Origin of the sequence: Stenotrophomonas sp. Pemsol, assembly GCF_003586545.1 — a bacterium.
GTDB classification, from domain to species: Bacteria; Pseudomonadota; Gammaproteobacteria; order Xanthomonadales; family Xanthomonadaceae; genus Stenotrophomonas; species Stenotrophomonas sepilia.
On the sequence record NZ_CP025780.1, the window covers coordinates 924,993 to 946,474 of the forward strand.

The 21,482-nt window shown below is 61.3% G+C and carries 10 protein-coding genes; all 10 read left to right on the forward strand.

Annotation, left to right across the window (positions count from 1 at the left end):
- Window positions 1-13: 13 nt before the first annotated feature.
- The 10 genes from PEM_RS04290 (at window position 14) to PEM_RS04330 (ending at window position 21,311) form a co-directional block, all read left to right on the forward strand.
- Window positions 14-11,335, forward strand: coding sequence for a hemagglutinin repeat-containing protein (locus tag PEM_RS04290; RefSeq protein ID WP_240431586.1), 11,322 nt, complete (start codon window positions 14-16; stop codon window positions 11,333-11,335).
- A gap of 608 nt (window positions 11,336-11,943) precedes the next feature.
- The gene (locus PEM_RS04300; protein WP_276117500.1) at window positions 11,944-15,831 is read left to right on the forward strand and encodes a hemagglutinin repeat-containing protein; all 3,888 of its coding nucleotides are present in this window, start codon (window positions 11,944-11,946) and stop codon (window positions 15,829-15,831) included.
- Window positions 15,831-16,343, forward strand: coding sequence for a hypothetical protein (locus PEM_RS04305; RefSeq protein ID WP_155760283.1), 513 nt, complete (start codon window positions 15,831-15,833; stop codon window positions 16,341-16,343). The genes PEM_RS04300 and PEM_RS04305 overlap by 1 nt, the downstream gene beginning before the upstream one ends.
- Window positions 16,344-16,526: 183 nt before the next feature.
- Window positions 16,527-16,775 (forward strand): hypothetical protein, encoded by a 249-nt coding sequence (locus PEM_RS20210; RefSeq protein ID WP_134955893.1) that lies wholly within the window; start codon window positions 16,527-16,529, stop codon window positions 16,773-16,775.
- Window positions 16,776-17,048: 273 nt separating this feature from the next.
- Window positions 17,049-17,453, forward strand: coding sequence for a hypothetical protein (locus PEM_RS04310; RefSeq protein WP_065196530.1), 405 nt, complete (start codon window positions 17,049-17,051; stop codon window positions 17,451-17,453).
- A gap of 1,517 nt (window positions 17,454-18,970) precedes the next feature.
- On the forward strand, window positions 18,971-19,315 hold the full coding sequence (locus tag PEM_RS04315) for a DUF596 domain-containing protein (protein ID WP_162911574.1): 345 nt from the start codon (window positions 18,971-18,973) through the stop codon (window positions 19,313-19,315).
- 45 nt (window positions 19,316-19,360) lie between these two features.
- The gene (locus PEM_RS20220) at window positions 19,361-19,501 is read left to right on the forward strand and encodes a hypothetical protein (protein ID WP_162911575.1); all 141 of its coding nucleotides are present in this window, start codon (window positions 19,361-19,363) and stop codon (window positions 19,499-19,501) included.
- Window positions 19,501-19,845: a DUF596 domain-containing protein gene (locus PEM_RS04320; RefSeq protein ID WP_162911576.1), complete on the forward strand. Its 345-nt coding sequence runs from the start codon at window positions 19,501-19,503 to the stop codon at window positions 19,843-19,845. Before PEM_RS20220 ends, PEM_RS04320 begins: the two co-directional genes overlap by 1 nt.
- Before the next feature lie 264 nt (window positions 19,846-20,109).
- On the forward strand, window positions 20,110-20,919 hold the full coding sequence (locus tag PEM_RS04325; RefSeq protein ID WP_240431587.1) for a DUF2628 domain-containing protein: 810 nt from the start codon (window positions 20,110-20,112) through the stop codon (window positions 20,917-20,919).
- A complete protein-coding gene (locus PEM_RS04330; RefSeq protein WP_095377792.1) occupies window positions 20,919-21,311 on the forward strand; it encodes a hypothetical protein in 393 nt (130 codons plus the stop codon). Before PEM_RS04325 ends, PEM_RS04330 begins: the two co-directional genes overlap by 1 nt.
- Window positions 21,312-21,482: the final 171 nt, after the last annotated feature.

The window sequence follows — 21,482 nt, forward strand, 5'->3', positions numbered from 1 at the left end:
AGGGACACGTGACATGAACACTATCTATCGTCTGGTTTTCAACCGCGCGCTGCGCGTCTGGCAGGTGGCTTCGGAGCTGGTGAAGGGCGGCGGTGGCCTGGTCGGCCATGTGCCGGGCCGGCAGAGCGCTGCGCTGTCGCCGCTGGGCTTCGCACTGATGTGCTCACTGGGCTGGGTCAGCCTGGGAACGCCTGCGCTGGCGCAGTCCGATGCGCGCATCATTTCCGATCCAAATGCGCCGGGCCGTGAACGGCCGACGATGGTGACGGCACCCAATGGCGTGCCGATGGTGAACATCACCACGCCGTCGGCAGCGGGTGTGTCGCGCAACCGCTATTCGCAGTTCGACGTGGGCCGCGATGGCGTCATCCTCAACAACGCCCGCGGCCAGGTGCAGACGCAACTGGGTGGCTGGGTGCAGGGCAACCCGTGGCTTGCCACCGGCAGTGCACGGGTCATCCTCAATGAAGTGAATGGTCCGGCCAGCCGGCTCAACGGCTATGTGGAAGTGGCCGGGCAGCGCGCCGAGGTGATCATTGCCAACCCGGCCGGGATCCAGGTCAATGGCGGCGGTTTCCTCAATGCCAGCCGGGTGACCCTGACCACCGGCACGCCGATGTTCACGGGTGCAGGCGCACTTGAGGGCTACCGCGTCACAGGGGGCGCGATCCAGATCGATGGTCAGGGCCTGGACACCAGCCGTGCCGATTACACCGACCTGATCACCCGTTCGTTGCAGGTCAACGCCGGCATCTGGGCCAACCAGCTGCAGGCGACGCTGGGCAACAACGTAGTCAGTGCCGACCACAGCCAGGCCAGCGCGACCGCGGCCAGCGGCGAGGCACCGGCCTTCGCGCTGGACGTTGGCGCGCTGGGCGGCATGTTCGCCAACAAGATCTGGCTGGTCGGCAACGAGCACGGCGTGGGCGTGCGCAATGCCGGCAGCATTGGCGCACAGGCCGGCGAGCTGGTGGTGACGGTGGATGGCCGGCTGGAAAACACCGGCGCCCTGCAGTCGCGGCAGAACGTGCGCGTGCAGGCGCGCGGTGATCTTGCAAATGCCGGCACCATCGCCGCCACGCGCGAGGTTGCGATCGACACCGGCGGCACGCTGGACAACAGCGGCGGCAAGCTCAACGCACAGCGCCTGCGGGTCGAGGCGCAGGGCCTGCGCAACCATGGCGGCACCATTGAACAGACTGGTGTGCAGGCGCTGGCGCTCAAGGCCGACGCAGCCAGCAACCGTAGCAATGGCCTGTTGGGTGCACTGGATGCCGTAGCGTCCGGTGGCAACGGCAGTGGCCCGGGGGGCGGTACGTTGCCGGGCAGTGGCGGCGGAACGCCGGGAACCGGTAGCCCGGGTACGGGGACGCCGGGTGCCGGCGGTGGCTCGACCGGCACGCCGACCTCGCCGGTGGTACCGATGGCCGAGGGCCTGATCGCCATCGCCGGTACGCTGGACAACGACGGCGGCAGCATCAGCAACGGCGGCACGGTGTCACTGGTCGCACGCAACGGTCTCGACAACAGCGGCGGTCGCCTGGGCGTGAGCGCGCTGCAGGCCGGGGGTGAGCTGCGCAATGACGGCGGCATGCTGCAGGTGCATGGCGATGCCGCGTTGCAGGTGGGCCTGTTGTCGAACCAGAAGGGTGCGCTGAGCGTGGCCGGCGACCTGTGGCTGGATGCGCAGTCGCTCGACAACCGCGGTGGTGAACTGCGCCACGCCGGCAAAGCGGCATCGTCGTGGACGGTGCAGGGCCTGTTCAACAACGACGGTGGCCTGCTGGCCACCAATGCCACGCGGCTTGCATTGCGCGCAGGCCAGGTCGGCAATGCCGGTGGCCGCATCGAACATGCCGGCGAGGGTGGCCTGCAGCTGGGTACCGGCGACTGGGCCGGCGCCGGTGGGCATCTGAGTACCCTGGGCCGCCTGCAATGGTCGGTCGGCAACGCCGATCTGCGCAACGGTTCGCTCAGTGCGGCCGGGTTCGAGATCCTGGCCGCGACGCTGGACAACCGGGGCGGCAGCCTGCTGTCGCTGGGTAGCGGGGCCAGTTCGGTGAAGGCCGCGACGCTGGACAACAGTGCCCGCGGCACGTTGGCCGGCAACGGCGATCTGGCACTGGTCGCGACCACGCTGGACAACAGCAACGGCCTGGTTCAGCAGGCTGGCACCGGCACCCTGAGCGTGCAGGCCGATACGTTGCGTGGCAGCGAAGGGCGCCTGCTCAGCAACGGCGCGCTGGTGCTGTCCGGCGGGGAGTTGGACGTGAGTGGTGGTACGACATCGGCGCAGAGCGTGCAGATCCACGCCGGGGCACTGCGCAACCGCCAGGGCCAGATCGTCTCGCAGGGTGTCTCGGCGCTGGCGCTGGACGTGCGCCATGCGTTCGACAATCAGGGCGGCCAGATCGTCGGCAACGGCGGCCTGCGCATCGACGCCGGTCGCATCGACAACCAGAAGGGCACGCTGCAGTCGGCTGGTACGCAGGGAGTGTCCCTGGCGGTGCGCGGCACCCTGGACAACAGCGGCGGCGGCATCTCCGGCAATGGCCAGGTGCAGCTGCAGGTTGGCAGCCTGGTCAACCAGGGCGGCAAGGTGCTGGCCGCAGGCAGTGGTGCGCTGCAGGTGCTGGCCCGCGAACTCCTGGACAACAGCAACGGTGGTCGCCTGGCCGGTACTGGCGATCTGCGATTGCAGGCGGTACGGCTGGACAACCGCAGTGGGGCGATCGAACACGCCGGCGGCGGCACCTTGCAGATCCACGCCGACGGCCTGCAGGGCGCGGGCGGCCGCATCCTCAGCCAGTCGTCGCTGATGCTTGAGGGCGGCCAACTGCAGCTGGGGGCCGGCAGCATTACCCAGGCCGAGCGCATCGCCATCGATGCGCAGCACCTGGACAATGCCGGCGGCAACCTCAGCGCGACCGGCAGCGACATGCTACGGCTGCACGTGGCGCAGCGCGTGGACAACAGTGGCGGTACGATCGCCGGCAACGGCGCGCTGGATGTACAGGCCGGTGAACTGATCAACCGCAAGGGCACGCTCAGCGGTGCCGGAACGGCTGACGGCACGCTGCAGATCGCCGGAGCGCTGGACAATCACGAAGGCACGATCGCCAGCAATGCCAAACGCCTGACGGTCACTTCCGCACGGCTGGACAACAGAGGCGGCAGCATCCGCCAGGCCGGCAACCTGGGCCTGGATATCACCACCGGCCGCCTGGACGGCAGCAAGGGCACGCTGGTCTCCTCGGCCACGCTGACCCTGCGTGCTGGCGACGTGGATCATCGTGACGCGACGCTGGGCGCCGATCGCCTCGACCTTGAGGCCACTACGCTCGACAACGCCGGTGGCCGCATCATCGCCAGCGGCGAAGGTGCCAGTCGCATCAAGGCCACGACGCTGGGCAATGCCGGTGGCACGCTGGCCAGCAATGGCGACCTGGCCCTGCTGGCACAGGCGCTGGACAACCGTGCAGGCAGGATCCAGCACGCGGGGAGCGGCCAGCTGCAGGTCTCGGCGAAGACCCTGCTGGGCAACGGCGGCAGCGTGCTCAGCAATGGCAGCTTCGCGCTGGATGGCGCCAACCTCGATCTGACCGCGGCAACCACCTCGGCGCGCCGCGTCGACATCACCGCCGATACCCTGACCACCTCCGGTGGCACGCTCACCGCAACCGGTGAAGACGCGCTGCGCCTGCGCGTACAGGGTGTGCTGGACAATCGCGGTGGATCGCTGGCCAGCAATGGCGCGCTGGATGTCAGCGCGCAGCAGCTGATCAATGCACAGGGCACGCTGCAGGGTGCAGGCAGCGGTCACTCCACACTGGCGATCGGCCAGGCGCTGGACAACCAGAAGGGCCGCATCCTGCTGGGCGGTGCCGGCACCCTCACCGCAGCCAGCCTGAGCAACCTGGGCGGTACCGTGCATGCGGGCGGCAGCGCGCTGGTGCTGGGCGTTGACGGTCGCCTCGACAATGGCGAGCAGGGGCTGCTGTCCAGTACCGGCACGATGACCCTGGGCGCCGGCAGTCTCGACAACCGCCACGGCACCCTGGTCGCTGGCAAGGACCTGAGCGCGACCACGGCGGCAGGCGTAGACAACAGCGACGGCGCGATGCAGGCCGGCGAACGGCTGCAGTTGCAGGGCAACGGCCTGCTCAACCAGCGCGGCACGCTGCTGGGCGGCCAGCTGGACATCGATACCCGCGGCCAGCGGCTGGACAACCGCGCCGGCACGCTGGGCACGCAGAAGGGCGACCTGATCGTTCGCAGTGGCGCGATGGACAACCAGGGCGGTCGCGTGCAGTCGGCGGCCGACCTGGCCATCAACACGGCCGGGCAGGACATCGACAACCGCGCCACCGCCGGCAGCGGTGGATTGCTGGCGGCCGGAAAGCTGCAGCTGGATGGTGGCGTGCTGGACAACCGTGGCGGCGCAGTCAATGCACAAGGCGATGCACGCTTGCTGCTGGCCCGCGTCGACAACAGTTCCGGTGGAACGCTTGCCAGCGCTGCGAACCTGTCGCTGCAGGCGGCGAGCCTGGCCAATGCCAGTGGTCGCGTGCAGGCCGGGCGCAACCTCGACCTGACCCTGGGCGGGCACCTGGACAACGCCGACGGCGCGATCGCGGCCGGCCAGCTGCTGACCCTCACGGCCGCCAGCGTGGACAACCGCAACACCCGTGGCGGCGACGGCACGCGTGGTCTGCAGGCGGGCCAGCTGCAGTTCGGCGCCCAGTGGCTGGACAACAGCCAGGGCCAGGTCATCACCGATGGCGGTGCGCGGCTGCAGATCAACGGCCAGCTGCAGAACACCGGCGGCGTGATCAGCACCGGCGGCAATCTGGACAGCCAGGCGGACAACGTCGCCAACAGCGGTGGCCTGCTGCGCGCCGATGGCAGCCAGACCCTGGTGGCACGTGCGCTCAGCGAAGATGGCCAGGTGCATGCGCAGCGTGACCTCGGCCTCACCCTGCAGCAGGGCATGCGCCAACGTGGCGAATGGATCGCCAACGGCACGCTGTCGCTGAACCTGTCCGGCGACCTCGACAACCAGGGCGTGGTGCGCGGTGGCAACCTCGACCTCAACGCCCAGAACATCACCAATGCGGCTTCGGGTGAGATCTCCAGCCAGGGCACGACCCACCTCAATGCCCGTGGCCAGCTGACCAACCGCGGCCTGATCGATGGCGCGCTGACCCACCTGGAGGCCGGCGAGATCGACAATCTTGGCACCGGGCGCATCTATGGTGATCGCGTGGCGATCTCCACCGGCGTGCTGAAGAATCGCGCCGAAGAGGCCGGTGGTGCCACCCGCGTCGGCACTGTGGCTGCACGCGAGCGCCTGGACCTGGGCGTGCGCGAGCTGCAGAACACCGGCAAGGGCCTGATCTACAGCGGCGGTGATGCTGCCATCGGCGGCACGCTGAGTGCCGATCGCATCGCCAGCGGCATTGCCGGGCGGATCGACAACATCAGCTCGGTCATCGATGTGACCGGCAACCTGTCCATCGATGCGCAGGTGGTCAACAACATCCGCGAGAACGTGGTCATCACACAGACCACCACCGTGAACGCTCCGGTGCGCATGGATCGACCCGCCTGGTGGCGCAACGGCAAGAATGGCACCGAGGACATTCGCAGCACCAGTCACTATTCGGCGCACGAGGTGTACTACCTCAACCCGACCGATATCCTGGAAGACACGCCGCACATCACGCCGGATGGCTTTACCGTGCACCGTGCGGTGGTACGACTGACCGCGCAGACCAGTGCCTACTTCTTCGGGCGCGGTGGGCTGTATGCCGCGCTGGGTGAGCGTGCGCGGCTGAACGTGCAGGACGGCACGGTGGTGATGTACTACGTCGGCCGCCAGGACAACCAGGTCAATCCGGACCAGGTTGCCGCTGGTGCCGACGATCCGTTTGCCGAGCTGGCCACCCTGCATCCCGATTCGCCGGCATTCCGCTACGTCGATGACAAACTCACCTACTCGTCAGCGTATGGCACCTGTACGACCAACTGCGTGCAGTTGTGGACCTACAAGGACTACGATCCCGACCGCATTCTGACCAGCCCACAGTTTGCGGGCGGCAACTCCACCAGTGCCAACGAGCAGTATCGCCTGGCCACGCGCACCGTGACCGAAGATGTGTTGCAGCCGAGCGTCGGTGCCGATGCGGTCATCCGGTCAGGCGGTGCGATGCGCATCCGCAGCGATGACCTGCGCAACCACTACGGCAGCATTGCCGCCGGCGGCGATCTGGACATCATCGGCCTGACCGGCGCGGCAAAGGTGGAGAACCTGGCGGCCACGCTGTATCGCACGCACCAGTTCTCCAACGTCAGCCACACCTTCGGCGGGGATGTGATGACCTGGAGTGCTCCGGCCATTTCCGAGGTGACCGGTAAGATTGGCGGCAGCATTGTCAGCGGCGGCTCGTTGAGCATCGACGTCGGTGACCTGAGCAACCTCAACCAGGGACGGAACGCGCCGAACGTGCAGAACGGTTCGGCCATGGCCAACCTCAACGTGCAGGGGCCCAAGGCGCTGCCGGATGGGCCGGGCCACGGCGGTGCGCAGGGGCCGGGCCAGTCCACCGGCACCGGTGCCGAACGCGCGCTGGCGCAGGCGGCCGATGCCGCCGGCACCCAGCAAGGGAGCAGCGTCGGCGGCGTGAGCGGCAACACCGGTACGTCCGGGCCGCGCGTGGTCGCAGCCAGTGGAGGATCGCCGGATCGCATCGCGATGGGTGCACCGGACACGCGCGTGCCGAGCGCCAGCCTGTTCAACGTCAATCCCAACGGTGGCCACTACCTGGTCGAGACCGATCCGCGCTTTACCGACCACAAGACCTGGCTGAGCTCGGACCACCTGCTGGGCCAGATGGGCTACTCGCCCGATACCGTGCAGAAGCGGCTGGGTGATGGCTACTACGAGCAGAAGCTGGTGCGCGAGCAGATCGGCCAGCTGACCGGTCGCCGCTTCCTGGACGGCTACGCCAGTGACGAGGCGCAGTACCGCGCGCTGCTGGAGGCCGGTGCCACGGTGGCCAGCGAATGGGGCCTTCGCCCCGGCGTGGCGCTGACCGAAGCGCAGATGGCACAGCTGACCAGTGACATCGTCTGGCTGGTCGAGCAGACCGTCACCCTGGCCGATGGCAGCACCACCACCGCGCTGGTGCCGCAGGTCTACCTGCGCCTGCGCCCGGGAGACCTCGACGGCAACGGTGCACTGCTGGCCGGTGCCAATGTCGATATCAAACTGGGCAATGGCCTGGTCAACTCCGGCAACATCGCCGGGCGCAAGCTGGTGACCATCGATGCCGGCAACATCGAGCATCTGGGCGGCAGCATTTCCGGCCAGTACGTCGGGCTGTCGTCGGACAAGGACATCCGTGTTGTGGGTGCCGCCGTGACGGCCACCGATGCGCTGTCGGTCAAGGCTGCGGGCAATGTCACGGTGGCCTCCACGGTGGAGACACAGCAGGGCGGTGGCACCTACCAGTACGAGACCAACCGCATTGATCGGGTTGCTGGTCTGTATGTGACCAACCCCAGTGGCGACGGCATGCTGTCGGTGGTGGCCGGTGGTGACATCAGCCTGCAGGCCGCACAGATCCGCAACGCTGGCGCCGACGGCCTGACCCAGCTGGCCGCAGGCGGCACTCTGGATGTTGGCGCGATTGCGCTGGAGGAGCGCCGCGACGCCACCTTCGATGAACGCAACCATCAGCGCAGCAGCAGGACGACGCACGCTGCCACATCGGTGCAGGGCGCTGGCGATGTGGTGCTGGCGGCCGGCAAGGACATCAACCTGGCCGCCGCGCAGATCAAGGCGGCGGGCGGTCTGGCATTGCAGGCCGGTGGGGACATCAACAGCCAGGGGCTGGTGGACAGTGAGAGCCGGGATTTTGCCAATGCAGGCAAGCGCAGCTCGCTGCAGGTCAGCCAGCGTGATGAGACGGTGCGGGGCAGCCAGTTGTCTGCTGACGGCGGAATCGCACTCAGTGCAGGTCGCGATGTGAACCTGGTAGCCGCGGAGGTACGAAGCGAACAGGATGCGATCAGTATTGGTGCTGGCCGTGATGTGAATCTGACATCTGCGCAGGAAGAGCATACCTGGGAGCAAGACACCCAGCGCAAGAAGCGTGGGCTCACGTCCACTACGCGTACCGCAACGCATGATTCGACCCAAGACATCCTGGCCATTGGCACGGTTTTGTCGGGTGAGCGGATCAGCATCGGCGCAGGTCGTGACATCACAGCCGAGGGCGCCAAGATTGCGGCCACTGGCGATGTAGTGATGGCTGCCAAGGGCAATCTCAGTATTGTTGCTGCGGAGTCCAGTCATTCCGAACAGCACAGTAGCGATCGCAAGAAGTCCGGGCTACTTGGAGGGATGAATGGCAGCTTCGGGGTTACCTTCGGCAGCCGAAGCAGCGGCAACAGCAGTTCCCTGACCGAGACGATCGCGGAAGGAAGCATCGTCGGCAGCGCGCTGGGCAGCGTGACACTAACGGCGGGAGAAACGCTGCACATCGGCGGATCCGATGTTCTCTCCAAGAACGGAATGACGTTGCTTGGCAAGAATGTACGTATCGATTCAGCAGAACAGCACTCGGAGTACAACGACAGGAACTACTTCAGGCAGTCCGGTCTGAATGTTGCCGTGGGCGGTGCGACCGTTGATACGATTCAAAGTGCACGCGCCGTGTACGCTTTCGCCAAGCGCGCAGACGAGGTCGAGGACGATCGCCTCAAGGCGCTCTATGCGTACAAGGCGGCGCAGGGTGCAATCGCGGTGGCCCAGGCTGCGGGGCAGCAGTCGGGCGATGGCGGTGGCGGCGCCGGATTGAACGTCCGGGTGACCGCAGGAACCCAGCGATCCCAGTCGGAAACGACGATGGAGCAGACGACCCATCGTGGCAGCACATTGCACAGTGATGGCGATGTGGTGATCGCAGCCACGGGCGGTGATCTGACCGTGGTGGGCAGTAACGTGTCCGGTCGCAACGTAGATCTTGCGGCGGCCAAGGATCTGGTGATCAGAAGCAGCGAGGATCGCTATGCCCAGGACAGCAGAAGCCAGTCCCAGGGTGGAGAGATCGGTGTTGCGATCAGTGGAAGCAGCGGCGGTGGTGCAGCGATCGGTGTCTATGTTGGCGCCAATGCCGCGCGTGGCAAGGCCGACGGGAACGGCACCGTCCACAACGAAAGTATCATCAAGGCCGGGGATCGCCTTACGTTTGCGAGTGGTGGAGACACGACTTTGCAGGGCGCACAGCTGGTTGCCAACCAGGTGATTGGCCAGGTAGCGGGCAATCTGACGGTGCGCACAGAACAGGACACGGATAGATACAAGAGTCAGCAGCTTGCGGCGAAAGGTGAAGCCACGATTGGCTATGGCTTCGAGGGTAGTGCCAGCGGCAGTGCCGCCTTGATTGACAGTGACTACCGTGGCGTCCGTGAGCAGACGGGAATCGCCGCTGGCGACGGGGGCTTCCAGTTGCAGGTGGGGGGCAACACGCATCTGGTCGGGGCCGTCATCGCAAGTACCGCGGATTCCTCGAAGAATCTACTGTCGACGGGTAGCTTGACGGTTGAGGATCTAAACAATCGAGCGGAGTTCCTTTCTGCATCGATCACTGGCGGTACCAGTGGCGGTGGGAGTCCCTCAGACGGGTTCAATTTCAACCCGTCGGTGATGCCGGGCATGCCGACGGGTGACAGCAGGAACACCACCACGCGGAGCGGCGTAGCCGACGGCACGATCGATATCAGAAACGGAGACAGCAGCACGCTGGCAGACCTGCAGCGCGGCGTAACCAGTCTGGACAACGCCAACGGGTTTGCGCCCATCTTTGACGAGAAGAAGGTTCAGGAGCGGCAGGAACTCACGCAGATCCTGGGAGAGATCGGTTTCAAGGCCGTTGGCAATCTGGCCTCCAAGAAGAGTGCCCACGCCAAGGTGGACCTGGAAGTTGCGCGCGCCAATGGTGATGCCGAGGCCGAGGCAGACGCGCTGCGGCGGATCAGCGAGTGGGGTGAAAGCGGGCGCAACAAGGTCTTGCTGCATGGCCTGACAGGCGCTGCCGTTGCGGCATTGAGTGGCGGCGATATTAGTGGCGCCGCTGCGGGTGCCACCGGTGCCGCGCTGGCCAAGGAGGCAATGACGCGTTTCCTCACAGGCCAGGGCATAGATCCGCGAAGTGGTGAGTTCAACAGCTTGATCGAACTCGCCAGTGCTGCGCTGGGCGGGGTCGTGGGTGGTACCGATGGTGCGGGCACGGCGCTGCTGGGAGATCAGTTCAATCGACAGTTGCATCCTGATGAGATCAATTTCCTGGCCGCAAAGGCCAAGGACTTCGCCAATCTGCTGTTCGGATGCGGGGAAAACTGTAGTAGCGATCAGGTCAAGGTGGCGCGGGGGCGTCTGTTGCGCGAAGCCTACGCACGTGTAGATGCCATATACGGCTCGTACGAGTCAGACTTTGCTGCGTCAAGCTTCATTGGCTCAAACCCAATGACGTTCGTTGGTCCCGATGGTCAGCAGCGCGAAGGGCTCATAGAACTGGACAATGATCGCCGCAATGACCACAGCCTGTACAAGGATCTGCTTGGCACCCGGCGAACGGAATTCAATCTGTTGACGGAAGCACTGCTGGACGGTGGGAAAACCGAAGCGGCGTTAAGACTGGACTACAACCGGCAGCTCGCTGAGCTCGCCACGAGTGCACGTGGCCGCGATGGAGTGATGATCCTCGAAACCTTCAGTGGAGAAATCGGGGGATGGGGCTCAGTAGTAAAGAATGTACTGAAGGGGGATGGTGAGTCTGCGAGCCTTGCAGCTGCGCCTCTTCTTATTTTCACCAAGGTGCCGGGGGCCAAGACCGCAGCCGAGTTGGCGGAGGACCTAGCGACGCAGATTGTGAAGGGAGCTGCGTCTCGGGCCGAGGCAACAGCAGGCACAATGAGTGCGAACATTGGCACTCCTTTGACCTTCAACAAGGCGACCCGGACTTGGAGTAGTCCGGGAGGGCTTGACTATGGGATGGGCTCTATACATGGAAATCGTATCAAGCACATATTGGCACATACGGTTCCAAACCCAGCAAAGGTCACGCATTCCGTTTTCGTTGAGGATAGATCCAAGTTGATCTCTCTTATCGACGAGGCCTGGAGGATGAAGGGCGCTGCGGTGCCTGGAGATCCGGGGGCATTCATAGTCCCTATGGGGCGAGTAATTGGCACTGCCGGTGAGAAGAACATAAGAATTATTGTTAAGCCTGGCACCAATAAAATAATATCTGCGTATCCTGTACAGTGAGGTGTTTCGTGATTTGTCCGCGTTGTGAGCAAGGTGAGATGCTTGAGGCCCGCGTCAAGGAGAGTGGGGTTCAGATGTTTGTCTGCGACGAATGTGATGCTGTATGGTTTTCTTTGAGTGACATCGGCGTTTCTCCGTTCCGGGATCTTGAGACCTACCTCGAGGAGAATTCAATTGCTCCATCTTGGGATTCAATTTCCGTGGATCGGCGACTGTGATGCCTTGATACACGCGACGGTTTTTCTCTAGTGAAACAGCAGGAGCAGGGGCGGCACTGAAACAGGGTCGGCCATTTGAGAGTGGCTGGAATGCAGCAAGCTGCAAGCCACGTATGAGCAAGAAGTAGGTACGACCTCCGATGGAGTCCTGTGTGCTTCGTCAAGTGCTACGCCGCGACGTGCGGGTTACGCTTTGTGCTCTCCTTTCAGTTCGAGAGCACCATGCGGCAAGGCGCGGGAAGGAGCTGGTCTTCCCGGGGCTTGCTGCCCCGTAATGCCCGATAGCCGGGTCGCAGCTCCTAGCCTAATACCACTCGCTTCACGTGGTGATATACCTTATGGATATAAGGCGCAGCCTCCGGCCTGCGCGCGGCCACCACGTCGACCGTGGTGACTGCGGGCAGCCAGCGCACCAACAGCGAACAGAGCCATTCGACCAGTGATGCCCGCGTCAGCCAGTTGGCTGCAGGCGGCGATCTCACGTTGATTGCCAACGGCGGCTCAATCCTCAGCCAAGGCACACAGATGTCTGCCGAGGGCAACGCCGTGTTGCTGGCCACCCAGAACATCGTGTTCGACGTGGCCCACAACACCGAGCGCAGCGACAGCAGCAGCCGTGGCAAGGGCTGGGGCTTTGCCAACAACACCAGCGGCCTGCCGTTCGGTACCAATAACTCGCAGAGCCAGGGCAGCGGCAGCAGTGACACCATCACCGGCACGCAGCTGTCGGTCGGCGGCGGCGTGCGCATGGCCACCACCGAGGGCAACATCAGCCTGACCGCAGCCAACATCGCCGCCGAGAAGGACGTCAGCATCCGTGCCGCCGGTGATCTGCTGGTGCGCAGCGGGCAGGATACGGTCAGCAACGCCAATACGTCCGACAGCAAGGCGATCGGCACGGTACAGATATCGGATACCGAGAAGTTCTCCGGCTGGCACCGCGAGCAGCACCAGGACGACAGCGCGCAGGTGTCACAGGTGGCCAGCAGCATCGGCAGCCTGGGCGGCAGCGTGAGCCTGACCGCCGGGGGCAAGTACACGCAGACGGCCAGCAACGTGGTGGCGACCAAGGACGTGAACATCACCGCCGCCGAGATCGAGTTGCTGACCGCGGACGAAAGTGGTCACTACTCGCAGAGCGACAAGGACCTGAAGATCGGCGTGTTCGCGCGGGTGAAGTCGCCGTTGATCGACCTGATCAACAACGTGGACGCGGCCCGTCAGTCCGATGATCGCCTGCAGAAGATGCAGGGCATGGCAGCGGGCGCCAACGCGTACCAGGCAGCCAGTGCGATCTCGGCGCTGTCCGGCCGAGGCGGCAGTGGCGAACTGTTCCGTGCTGAAGCAGGCATCGGCTTCAAGACCGCCAACAGCAGTGCCGATGGCAGCAGCAGGGTGTCGCGTGGCTCCTCCATCCAGGGCGGCGGCAACGTCAACCTCACCAGCACGACGGGCGACATTCACGTGGTGCAGGGCAATCTGAGTGCAGGCAACACCCTCAGCCTGGATTCGGCCGGCGACATTCTGCTGGAAGCAGGCAAGGCGCATGTGGCCGACCGCAGCAAGAGCAGCAATGCCGGCGCCGAAGTCGGCGTGGGCGTCTCGGTAGGGGCGCAGACCGGCGTGTACGTGTACGCCGAAGCGAGTGTTGGCAGCAGCAAGGCCAATGCCGAGAGCAGGACCTGGCAGAACACCACGCTGACCGGCAAGAACATCTCGATGAAGGCCGAGGGCGATACCACGCTGCGTGGCGCCACGGCGACCGCTGATCGCATCGACGTCAAGACCGGCGGCACGCTGACGATCGAGTCGCTGCAGGACATCGCCGAGAGCATGTCCAGGAACAGCCAGGTGGGTGGCCGCGTGCAGGTGTCGTTCGGTACCGCGTGGAATGCCGACGGGTATGCGAGCGCAGGCAAGGCCAGCGGCAGCTATCAGGGTGTCGGCCAGCAGAGCGGCCTGTTTGCCGGCAACGGCGGCTACCACGTCGATGCCGGCCACGTGAATCTGGTGGGCGGTGCGATTGCCAGCACCCATGCGGGCAACAGTGAACTGACTGCGGGCTCGCTGACGTTCACTGACCTGCAGAACCACATGGACTACACGGCCAGCTCCGGCAGCATCAGTGGTGGTGCGGGCGGGCAGATGGATGGCTGGGCGCCCAAGCCGGGAACGGCCGCACCGCGAGGTGCTCCGGGCCTGCCGATGATGGAGAAGGGCAGCGACAGCAGCTCCACCCTTGCCACCTTGACCGAGGGCAACATCACCATCGGTGGCAAGCAGACGTCGGCGGCCGAGCTGGGCATCAACACCGACGCCAGTGGAGCGCATCGTGCGCTGGATGCATTGCCGGACGCGAGCAAGTTGCTGGCTGACCAGCAGGCGATGGCGGCTGCGGCGGGGACGGTGATGGCCACCAGCCAGCAGATTGCCTGGGACGTTCAAGCCTATCAGAGCAAGAAGGCAACCCAGGCGTACTACGATGGCCTGTCATCCGATGATAAGAAGGCGTTCAACGCGCTCAGCGCGGAACAGCGCGATGCGGTGCTGACGGCAAACAGCCAAGCTTATAACGATGCGAAGAAGTGGGGTGATGGCGGTGAGTACAGTCGTGCCCTGAGCGCAGTGACGACGGCTGTGGTAGGGGGCGTAGGCGGCCAGGGCGCCGGTCAGGTCGCGTCCAATGCGCTGGCGCCCTATGCCGCTTACTTCATCGGCAGCAAGCTGGACTCGAACCACGGCAGCGATCCCAATGCGACTCTGCAATTGCTGTCGCATGCGGTGTTGGGTGCGCTGCTGGCAGAAGCCAATGGTGGCAGTGCGGGAACCGGAGCGGTCTCTGCGGCTGGCGGCGAGTTGGCCGCGAAGGTGCTGACTAATACGTTGACCGGGGGAGATCCTTCCAGGCTGAGCCCGGAGCAGAAGGAGATGGTGCTGGCGTTGTCGCAGGCGGTGGGAGCACTGGCGAGTGGGTTGTCAGGGCAGGATCTGGCTGGGATTGCGTTGGATGCGGGGATTGCCAAGAATTCGGTTGAGAACAATTTCCTTGGCAATGACGATCATGCTCGGATGGTGCATCTCCGCGAGAAGGCCAAGCGGCAGGGGGGGCTGGATAAACAGGAATCCTTGGAACTGGTTCTGCTTGATGCTGCGGACCAGATGAGTGCGGGGTTGCTCCGGAAGGCGTTGGCAGGAGAGACCCTGACTGAGGTTCAAGCCGCAGATCTCGCGACTTATATCAATCGTTACGAACTGCAAAACGGTCCGCTAGACCTTCCGGAGCTACAGAAGCAGTTCCTCGCCAATAGTGGTTCTCTGAATCCTGGCGAATTGCAGGGAATCAACCCGTCGCAGTCCTATGGGCGACCCTATGTCGGTTTGGGGGCTGACCAGAAGGCATACAAGGATGCAAACTATTCGTGGTTTGAAGATTTAATCTATCGTGGCAAAGGGAAAAACGAGCGCCTGTACGATGCTGCGTTGAAGCAGTCTGGGCTTGAAATAACTCGTTCCGAAGACTTGCTTCCCTCAGCAATGCAGCTTAGGAACTTCTTCGCTGTACATGACGCTCAAGCTTCAAGTGCTATCGCCAGTGCCGCGTTCATTGCCGCAACGTTGGGTGGCGCGAGCGAAGAGAATCGACGAGCGCTGACGTTGACGATGGGGGCCTTGGCCAACATCGGAGCAGTGAGATTTGTGAACAGGACTGGGCTTTTGCCTCAGACGGGCGGTCTTGGTGTAACGCGGCCACGAGCGCTCAGACCAACTGATGAGGCGTCGACAACGAATTCCGTGCCGGCTGGGTACGAGAAGGGCTTCTCTCGTCCGGAAAATTCCAATCCGCCAAAGTTACAGGTAACCAATGACGGTGGGGGTTTCAGTGCTCCAGGAAATCCAGTTCAGCGTGGTGTAGTGCTTTCGCGAGTCAATCTGGCCAACGGACGGACACGAACAACGCCTTTGCGCGACTCAGGGGCTCCGGTTTCTGCGGGCTTTCAGCATGTTCTAGATGGGCACTTTGGAAAGTCACCAACTGGAAATAGATCCATCTTCAGTATTAATCCGGATGAGCTCAAGGTGGTTCTACAAAGCGCGGTTGTTGTTCGCTCTCCTGTCTATGAAATTCCTGGAGGACAATACGTTCGTATTGTTGATGTTGGAAGGCCGATTGGGATATCTTCACTGAAGGATGGGGGGCAGCCAACCTCCGTCATCAAAGTGTTTACAGATAAGGCGGGAAACTTGATTACAACGTTTCCAATAAAGGGTGGAGAGTAATGGCTCGCTTGTCGGGAATTTTGAGGAATAGACTGATTTCAGGTCTTTCGAGCGTAAATAATAATTCGGGTGCGAGGGGTGTTGTTGAGGCACTGATCCAATGGGTTATGGAATGCGAGGGCGAGGTTCGCAGAGAACCATTCCTAAGCTATGGCTTTGACTTGATTGTGAATATGGATGGTCGATTGGATGAATATCCATTCGCGGAGATCGGGGAAGCGGATGTTGGGCGCGTGCATTCGCGTGCGACCCAGTTGAGAAACGCAAGTGATGACGGTGTCGCGCAGTTTGTCAGAGATCTGATGGAGGAGTTGGTCGCCGTCGAGATTGACAGGGTGTGTTCCCGCTGCGGGGAGGCGTATATGCGGGCATATATGGGGTTGATCAGTTTTACGCCCGCATTTCAGTGTGATGTATGCGGCTATGGCGAATTCTTGAATGGTTCGGCTTTGAGAGGTGAAAGGCTTCGATTCATTACATTGAAGGAGCTTGAGTCTTTCGGGATTTCTTAGCTGTAGATTGCATGCGATTCCTGTCATCTTTGAGTGTATCTGCAGTAATCTCATTAGAAAGGATGGTGTGAGTATGGGCTTAATAAATCGTTCTAGCTTGAGTAATGTCACTGGCGCGAAGTGGACCGTGGATACAATTTCACCAAATGAGCGTTAGACTGAGAAAGTGTAGATTAAGTTAAAGTGATTAATGATTGGTTGGATGGTCTTGATGTAAGGGGATTTATTGGTAGTGTGGGGCTTCTTGATGTTGATGTGATCTGGTGGAATTGTTTTGACTATCTTCCCGGTCTTTCGCTTGAAGAGAGGAGGCAGTTCTTCCGATGGGGGTCGGGTGCTGTTTTAAGTGAAGGGAGGGCTAGGCTCGAAGATGTGAATGGTTTTTGGGGCGGTGCCGTTAATGAGCAGATTGAGCGTTTCATGGCGGCTTGACCGCCTGAGTTGGACTGAGATCCGGACATGTTCTGGGTTGCCAAGCCTGGATATGGCTGGGTTCCTGGCGGTTTTGTCTGGAAGCTGGAAGATGGTAGCTATTTCAGTCCGTAGATCTAAGTGCTGCTGGGGGGCGGATCGAAGAAAAATGAATCCGAAACATGGACGAGGGTCTTAACCCAGTCGGTCGCTGACGGAATCGGAGAGGGTTTATTGATGAGTGACTCGTTTGAGATTGCCATGGAGGTCGTCCCGTGGGTCAACGAGTCCTAGGTGCTGGAATCGATCGGTCGCACGGCTGAGTCCGTCTCGCGGACCGAGCTGGATGGCGAGCCGATAGCGGTTGGCGACTGGCTTGCGGGAAATGTCGATGACTTCCCGTGCAGTTCTTGCATGATCCAGGAGATCAATGGTTTTAGGCTGGAATTCGCCGTTCATATTCCTACGTTGCTGATTCGCGTCTTTAGATTCGACAGAACGGTAAGTATAGATTTCTCATTCGAGATGGATTGGTCGGATGTTGCCGTGGCCATGCCCATACTCCATAGGCATTTCCAGCAATTGAAGTTGCTAAGTGAAGCGCGCACTGTGTTTGGAGGGATGGAGCCGGCGCAGGATCTGGACACTAGATTTTTCACTGATGATGCGCGCGGCCCTTTGGGGAGTTCCATTGTCTGATCTGGAAGGGAATCGCCGCTCCGTGAGGCCTTAGGCTTGATCTCTTAGGGGATTTCAACCACTGGCGATTGCGGCAAGGGTGATTCACAAGGGTTGGGTACTACGTGAAGCTGAGTGGGATCGGTTCTACGGGTGGGGGGGCGAAGTCCCGGTTGATCGATCCGATCATCAACGTCGACGCGGCTCGAAATCCCAATGATCGCCTGCAGAAGATGCGGGGCGCGCAATAACATCTCGATGAAGGCCGGGGGCGATACCGCGTTGCGTGGTGCCACGGCGACCGATGATCGCATCCTATAATGTCAGATAGGAAGGTTTTGGTGCTCGGCCAGGAAGCTGCTGTGAAGGGTTACAAGGACGCTGTTGCTGCGGGGAAGAGGATATATGAGTCCAATGCGGGAGGCGTCTCTTTCGTTGTGTACATCGATGATGCCGGTGTAGTTAAAAATTTCCACCCTAAGTGAGGTTGGTATGAGTGATCAGTTGTTTGGATCTTGGATGGATAAGAGGGATTCTGATTGGGTGGTTTTTGCTTACTTTGATTGGATTTATTCTTCGGGAGTGTTTATTCAGATGCTCGAGTGTTTATCAAGGGGCTGGGGTTTTGGCACCGATGATGTTGACTGTAGATTCCCAGATAATAGTAGCTTCGACGTGGATGATCACTTTTCTGGGGTGGAATTTTCATATGGGCTCAAGTATGACCCGGACGTTGTGATTGTTAGTGATGAAGAGTTTAGTCGATACCTGGGTATGGCATGTCTCAAGTATATAGAAAGAACTCCGGGATCGGCTGAGTACGTTCGCTCAATGCTGTGCCGGAATGAGCTGGGAAATGGCTAATCCAGACTGCGGCCCTGCTGATGATTGCAGCATCGTTGATGCGGGCGCTGTGGCTGGCGCTGTTGCCATCGCTGATGAGCCGTCTGCTTACGCATTACTGGCGAGCTCGCTGTGCCTGTGCCATCGCCAGAAACTTATTGGGTGCTTTAGGGTAGGATTTGGCCGGGATCGCGTTGAATGCGGGGATTGCCAAGAACTCGGTTGAGAATAACTTCCTTGCTGAGGATCAAGCTCGAGTAATGAAGCGGCAACTCGACGAGTATGGCAGCGACACGTCATGCCAAAAGATGGTGCGTGACGTTGCCAAGCAACTGTCGGAGCGAATGGACTGTGAGCTGCTCTCGGTTTGTACAGCGAACTCGGCGAGCCCTGCGTGTCAGGCGTTTGTGAATGCGGCTGTTTCGTACAAGTATGGGTTCGTGGCCCGGAGAGCTTGGACTGTTCGATGATTCAAACGGAGGCGGTTCTGGCGCTCTCTAAAGCGGTGGGAGCGCTGGCGGGTGGGTTGTCGGGCAGGATCTGGCGGGGACCGTGTTGAATGTGAGGATTGCCAGGAACTTGTTTGAGAACAACTTCCACGCAGGGGATCAGGCGAGCGCAATCTGGTGCGAGTTGGGCGACTGATGTGCGGGACAAGTCGATAGGTAATGGGGGCAAGTAGGGGTGAGGCTAGAATGAGGGATGAAGTCTATTCTGCAGTGATGAATTCTTCGTTTGGGTTGTCTCTTGGTGCCGTCTGGCAGCACATGACGATGGAGATGGGGGATGTTGGGATTTCTGGAAGGAGGGACGCGTTCTTCGAGTTGATGGGGCGTTTGCTGAGAGAGCGGAAAGTAAAACTCGCATCGGACGGGAGGACCTTGGAGGGTGACTGGCGGGAACAATTGTTGTTCATCTCAAAGGCATGGCCTGAGAGTCCTGGCGAAGATGATATTGATGGATTCGGCCTTTGGTTCTTGATCGATGCTCCGGCGGGCTTGGTTTGGATTGGCGCAGATGGCCGTGAGCATTGGACGTAGCATTCCAGTCCAAATCGATCGCACCTCACCATCGACGGCAAACAGATGTTGGCGGCTGAGCTGGGCGTCAACATCGATACCAGCGCAGCGCGCGGTGAAGGCATTGCTGATGCAAGCACGTTGCTGATAGACAGGCAGGCGACGGCGGCTGCCGCCAATAGAATTGTGGAGATCAAGTTCAAATGATGTCTGATGCGATCAGGAATGTTCTTCATTACTCTTATGGATACTCCATGGGGGTTCTGTGGAGAAATATGAATATGGAGTTTGATGGGGGTGGGGTTACTTTTGAGCAGCAAACGGAAGAGTTCTTTTCGATGCTTAGGATGCTGATGGAGGAAGGAAGGCTGAAGCTTGCCTCGGACGGCGTCTTTGCCGATGGCGATATCGATGCGCAATTGGGTGTTCTGCGTCGTGCCTGGCCTAGTACAAGAGATCAGGAAGATCTCGATGAGGACGGATTTTGGTTTCTTACAGATGCTCCGTTTGGACTGGTTTGGATCGCGCCTGAGGGAGACGTCTGGACCTGATTTGAGTGTGTGCTCCAACGGATGAGGTCTTCTGTTTGACTGGTGCGTTGGATTTCTGTCGGGGCGCAGTGATTAAATCATCATGCATCGCTGCATTGCCCTTGAATGCAGGCAGGGGGGCAGTGGCCGGGATGCCGCTTTGGAAGTGGTCTTGAGTGATTTCGTGTCGAGTTTGGATAGAAGATAATGACAGCAAGGATTGAACCCACCTTCGGTGGCGCCGACGGTGGAGCAGTACAGCGCACAGATGCAGCCTCAGATGGGTTGAGCGAGAAGGAAGCACTGGCGATCGTGGTAGGTGACAGGTTCCGCACCTATCTCCATCACTGGAGGCTCTACGAAGCAAGCGGCAGGGCGCCAAGGCGATGGAACTGGCCGGCGTTCCTGTTCTCGTCACTCTGGTTCTTCTTCCGGCGCATGCATGCGTGGGGCACAATCTGGTTCATCCTTTCGCCGTTGCTGATGACCACCTTCGTGCTGCTGGGGCTGCCATGGTTGTCCTTGCTCTCCTTCGTGGTGTTTCGCGTACTTGCAGGAATCCTGGCGAATCCGCTGTACCTAGCGCATTGCCGAAGGATTGTCCGCAAGGTTGATGCTGAGCATCGCGGGGCACATCGGCGGCACCTTGAGCTGCAGAAGGCTGGTGGTGTCAGCTACACCGCTCTGGTGATCGCCTTGGCGGTAACGGCCTCACAGAACACCCTGATCAAACTGATCGTTGGTTCGATATCAGAGCCAACGCCCACGCAGTCTGCTCTGCACGTGGCGGCGAACCCGCCGGATCTGCCGGACCCGCAGATAGAGGAAGCGGAGCAGGTGGAGTACCAGGAGCAAATGCGTGCGATCGCAATGACGGCGTGGCCAGCAGGTGTTCCCATCGAGGGCAATGCCTGCATTGTCGAGCTGCGACTGGCGCCCCCGGGGCGAGTGCTGGAGGCCAATGTTCTGGAGCCCTGCACGTTGAGCGAGGAGCAGCGCGAGATGATGCTGGGCGAGATCAGGCGCACGGACTTCACGATCGAGGGGAAGATGCGGTTCTTCAACAGGCATACCCTCATCGGCCTGCGCAGGTAATGAGCATTTCGCTGTTTCTCGAAGTCGAAGCCGGTGCCGACCTGGCTGCCGTGGTGCACGCTCTGGATTCGATCCAGGCCGAGTACTCCGACGGTACTGACGGTCTGCATGGGTATCTTCCAGCCTCCAACACGGGCTTCGGATTCAGCATCGTCGACCCGCCGGAAGCTGTCGTGGCGGAAGGGATTGAAGCCGAGTGGCGGGTGGGCCTGCTCGGCTCGTTTCATTTCCAGGCGACCGGGTTTGAACGTGCCTGGGAGGAAATATGCCACTTCATCAAGCGTTACGCTGCGGCGTGCGGGTTCCGGTTTGTACTCTCCTTCCAGCTCGAGAGCGTCTATGCGGCAAGGCTCGGGAAGGATCTGGTCTTCCCGGGGCCAGCTACCCCGTAATGCCGCGCAACGGGCTGGCAGGTCCCTGTCTGATCCCATCTCGCTATCCGTGGCGATATACCTTATGGATAGAAAGCCCTTGTGAGTCGTCCTATTTCACACCTGTCTGCACAGTTCCAGAGTTTTAGATCGATATAATAATATCGACCCATAAAGTTTCCCCTGCCTGCG